The organism is Bradyrhizobium sp. SHOUNA76 (assembly GCF_023006445.1).
Taxonomy (GTDB): domain Bacteria; phylum Pseudomonadota; class Alphaproteobacteria; order Rhizobiales; family Xanthobacteraceae; genus Bradyrhizobium.
Map to the genome: position 1 here is coordinate 1 of NZ_JALBHA010000507.1, position 4,461 is coordinate 4,461.

Below are 4,461 nucleotides of genomic sequence, written 5' to 3' on the forward strand. Positions count from 1 at the left end.
GGCGACCACCGGCTCTTCCTGCGGCGCGGGCGCGGACGCCACCGCGTCGAGATTCGGCTTGGGCGGATTGACGTGGCCGGGGATCGTGCCCGGCGCCTTCGCCATTGCCAGCATTTGCAGCGTGTTGCCTTCGGCGCCTTCGGACAGGCCGGTCGAGCCTTCCGGAATCTTCGCGGCGAAGATCTTGTTCATGCCGCCGTCGATGCCGGTGTTCATGCGCGCCACCGGCGTGCCCTTGGCGACCAGCTTGGCGTATTCCGCCTCGTCCCTGGATTGCTTTCCCCGCACGGCGGCGACGATGTCCTCGGGAATCACATAGGCCGGGCACTTTGCCGAGGCGTCGAACACGGGATCGCGCTTCGCATCGGGCGTGCGGGTCGCGTCGAAGACGTACTTCTTCTCGCAGAAATCGACCTTCGGCTCCTGCCGCGTCACCTCGAAATGATCATAGCCTTCCTTGATCATCTTCCAGAACGGCATGTTCGGATTGTTCCGGTGCTTGGCCATGTTCACCGGCGTCATCTTGAACGGATAGGCCTGCAGCTGGAACGCCTTCTGGCCGCCGAAGAAGGATTCGCGCCCGAGCGAATAGATCTCCGCGATCTGCTCGTCCGTCATCGCGTAGCAGCCGCGCGAGGAGCAGTCGCCATGCACCATCAGCTGCGAGCCGGTGCGGCCCAAAGCCTTGTCGAACGCGTTCGGATAGCCGGTGTTGAAGGAGAGGTAATAGGCCGATTGCGGATTCATCTGGCCCGGGTTGATCGAGTAGAATCCTTCCGGCGCCTGGCGGTCGCCTTCGCGCACCTTGGGGCCGAGATCGCCCGACCAGCGGCAGATCGGATAGGTCTTGAGCAGCGCGAACTGGCCGTTGCGGGCCTGCTTCCAGACCTCGAGCTCGGCCTCCTGCTTGAACAGGCGGACCAGGATCGGCGACTGCAGATCCATGTCCTTCTCGACCATCGCGGCGAGAAGCTTTGGCGGCACCGGCTGATTGGCCTTGGCATTGGTCGCGAGCGAGACCTGGTCGGTGTCGCAGCCGGCCAGCAGAATGCCGGCGGTCATCAGCGCAACCGAAGCCAAAAGCGCGCGAGCAAGCGAACGAGAAATCAAGATGGACCCCACACCGTGCCGGGCAGAGAGCGCGAACCCCAATTCTTATGGAGCATGATCCGACCGGACAACCGGACCCGTCATGACGGGCTTTTTCAGCTCACGCCCCAGCGCTTGTGCCCTGAAGCCATTGATTAAAATTCTAACCTCTGGGTCATGTGGTCGCAACCCGAGCGGGGATCACGAGCCCGTTGGCCCATCGGCATGGTCAACGAAGACTAAATGGACGCGACTTGGGACGGAACTTGGGCTTTTCGGCCCAACCCGGACTCAGATCGCTGATTTGGGCAAAAAAAGGGTTAACGCGGGGTTACCGGGGTTTCCCGAACGGTCCCGTAGGGTGGGCGAAGCGCCGTGCCCGCGACCTGCGTGTGATCGGTGAGAATCCGTGGGCAGGTCGCGCAAGAGCGCGCCTTTGCCCACCCTACGGCCCTACGGCACCGAAATTGAGCCGAATCAGCTCAGTTTCCGGCCGATATCGAGGAATTTCTGCCGCCGCTGCTTGCGGATGGCGTCGCCGTCGAGGCCGCGCATCTCGTCAAAGGCCTTGGCGATGGCATCGCCGGTGGTGGCGATCATTGCGGCGGGGTCGCGGTGGGCGCCGCCGACCGGCTCCTTCAAGATGCTGTCGATCACGCCGAAGCGGAGCATGTCCTGGGCGGTGATCTTCATGTTGTTGGCGGCTTCCTGCGCCTTGGTGCCGTCGCGCCAGAGGATCGAGGACGCCGCTTCCGGCGAGATCACGCTGTAGATCGCGTGCTCCAGCATCAGCACCTTGTTGGCGGTGGTGATGGCGATGGCGCCGCCCGACATGCCCTCGCCGGTGATGATGGCAACGTTCGGCACGGTCAGCGCCAGGCACGCATCGGTCGAACGCGCGATCGCCTCGGCTTGGCCGCGCTCCTCGGCGCCGATGCCGGGATAAGCGCCGGCGGAATCGGCCAGCGACAGCACCGGCAGGCCGAACCGCTCGGCCATCTCCATCAGCCGCACGCATTTGCGATAGCCTTCGGGCCGCGCCATGCCGAAATTGTGCCGGATGCGGCTCTCGGTGGAATCGCCCTTTTCCTGGCCCATCACGCAGATCGGCTCGCCGCGGAAGCGGCCGAAGCCAGCCACCAGCGCCTCGTCCTCGCCGAACTTGCGGTCGCCGGCGAGCGGGGTGAATTCGGTGATCAGGCCCTTGATGAAGTCGTTGAAATGCGGCCGCTGCGGATGCCGCGCCACCAGCGTCTTCTGCCACGGCGTCAGGTTCGTATAGAGGTCGGCCAGCGCCTGCGCCGCCTTGTCCTCGATCCGCCCGATCTCGTCCGAGATGTCGGTGCCGGAGGCCGCGAGCGTCCTGAGCTCGTCGACCTTGGAGTCGAGCTCGGCGACGGGCTTTTCGAAGTCGAGATAGCTGCGCATCTGGTCTTGCATCAACTCAATATAGGGAGGACGGGGCGAGGCGGCGAAGCGGATTTAGATTTGCAAAGAGAAGTGTAGCTTCTTCAAGGGGTTGGCCTGTGTGCTGCGAGCCAGCCCGCCAAATCATGCGAAAGGCCCCGGCTCTTTCTGCGGAGATGTGGCCGAAGTCAAGGCGGTTAGTTTACCTCTCCCGCTTGCGGGAGAGGTCGCGCCGAAGGCGCGGGTGAGGGTTTTCTCCTCTTGGGGAGTGTCCCGTCGTGGAAACACCCTCTCCCCAACCCTCTCCCGCAAGCGGGCGAGGGGACGCAGCTCCCGAAACTCACTTCTCCGCCAGCGGGTGCAGGTCGCGCACCAGGCTCTTCAGCCGTTCCTCGACCACATGGGTGTAGATCTGCGTCGTGGAAATATCGGTGTGGCCGAGCAGGGTCTGCACGATGCGCAGATCGGCACCATTGTGCAGGAGGTGGCTGGCAAAGGCGTGGCGCAGCACGTGCGGGGAGACCAGGCGGGCCTGCAGGCCCGAGGCGACCGCGAGCTCCTTGAGGTCGCGGGCAAAATGCTGGCGCGTCAGATGTCCGCTCTCGCCGAACGAGGGGAATAGCCATTTCGAGGCGGAGAGGACGCTCTTCTTGTCGCCCTTGTTGTCAGTCTTGTTGCCAGTCTTGGCAGCCTCCGTCGCCGCGAGATAATCCGCCATCGCCTGTCGCGAGGCCTCGTTGAGCGGCACCAGCCGTTCCTTGTTGCCCTTGCCGCGCACCACGATCATGCGGGCGTCGCGCTTGGCCGCCGAGCGCGGCAGCGCCACCAGCTCGGAGACGCGCAGGCCCGTGGCGTAGAGCACCTCGAGCAGGCAATAGAGCCGCAAGCTGCGCAGCCGCTTCGCGGGCGAGGCATCCTGCGCCTCGCTCAATTCCTTGGCGCGGCGGAGCATGCGGTCGACATCGGCGATCGACAGCACCTTCGGCAGGCCGCGGCCGCGCTTGGGCCCGGACAGGATCGCGGCGGGATCCTCGCTGCGGATGCGTTCGTTGAGGAGAAAGCGATAGAGATGCCGCATCGCCGACAGGCGGCGGGCGACGCTGGTGGATTTGAAGCCGCGTGTGTCGAGGTCGGCGAGATAGTCGCGCAAGGTCTGCGTTTCGGCGTCCGCAAAACTGTGGCCGACGCGGCCCAGAAACTCCGAGAAATCGGTGAGGTCGCGGCGGTAGGCGTCGAGCGTGTTGGGCCCGGCGCCCTGTTCCGCCGCGAGCATGTCGAGGAACAGGCCGGTGAGCTTGCTATCGGAGGGCGAGGTAGCCATGCCCTGGAGGCTAGCTCCTATTTCTTGAGAAACTTATCCGGCGGGATCGTCACCGTCATTTCCCGCGGCTTCGGATTGACGAAGTTCGCCAGCGCGAAGACCACGCCATAGACGATGCCGGCGATCACGGCGACGGCCGTCAGGAAGCGGAACAGGCTGGGCATCGTTCTGGGGTCTCTAGAGGGGTCTTGTATAGGGGCTTGGCGGGCAAATTAACCAATGAAATCATCCAACATGTTCGCCGTTTCGTGGCAAGAGTCCTCTGGCGAGGCCCCCTGCGGGGTCGTATAGGTGGCCAAAGCATGCCGCCTTTGGCGGCAGATCGAGCGAGATCCATCCGAGCGAGACAATGTCCGACGCCGCGTTGCCGATACCAGCTTCGTCCGATGCCGACATCCTGTCGGCGCTGGGCGCGCGCTCGATCGTGCTCGTCGGTATGATGGGGGTGGGCAAATCCACCATCGGCCGTCGCATGGCTCTCAGGCTCAAGCTGCCGTTCGTCGATGCCGACACCGAGATCGAGACGTCGGCCCAGATGACCATCCCGGAGATCTTCGAGCGCCACGGCGAATTGTATTTCCGTGACGGCGAGGCGCGGGTGATCGCGCGGCTGCTCGACGGCGGGCCGGTGGTGCTGGCGACCG

The 4,461-nt window shown here is 64.4% G+C and carries 5 protein-coding genes; 1 reads left to right on the forward strand and 4 read right to left on the reverse strand.

Annotation, left to right across the window (positions count from 1 at the left end):
* The 4 genes from MOV74_RS32015 to MOV74_RS32030 all read right to left on the reverse strand — a co-directional run.
* On the reverse strand, nucleotides 1-1,062 hold a 1,062-nt coding region (locus MOV74_RS32015; protein WP_404979205.1), incomplete at its 3' end, for a L,D-transpeptidase family protein.
* 504 nt (nucleotides 1,063-1,566) lie between these two features.
* Nucleotides 1,567-2,529, reverse strand: coding sequence for an acetyl-CoA carboxylase carboxyltransferase subunit alpha (locus MOV74_RS32020; protein WP_246931005.1), 963 nt, complete (start codon nucleotides 2,527-2,529; stop codon nucleotides 1,567-1,569).
* A gap of 307 nt (nucleotides 2,530-2,836) precedes the next feature.
* The gene (gene xerD, locus MOV74_RS32025) at nucleotides 2,837-3,817 is read right to left on the reverse strand and encodes a site-specific tyrosine recombinase XerD (RefSeq protein ID WP_246931006.1); all 981 of its coding nucleotides are present in this window, start codon (nucleotides 3,815-3,817) and stop codon (nucleotides 2,837-2,839) included.
* Nucleotides 3,818-3,834: 17 nt separating this feature from the next.
* Nucleotides 3,835-3,981 carry a hypothetical protein gene (locus MOV74_RS32030; protein WP_063198124.1) on the reverse strand — a complete coding sequence of 49 codons (147 nt, stop codon included), beginning with the start codon at nucleotides 3,979-3,981 and terminating at the stop codon, nucleotides 3,835-3,837.
* 185 nt (nucleotides 3,982-4,166) lie between these two features.
* On the opposite strand from MOV74_RS32030, the gene MOV74_RS32035 reads away from it, so the two are divergent.
* Nucleotides 4,167-4,461 (forward strand): shikimate kinase (locus tag MOV74_RS32035; protein WP_309486856.1); only part of this gene is annotated, 295 nt, incomplete at its 3' end.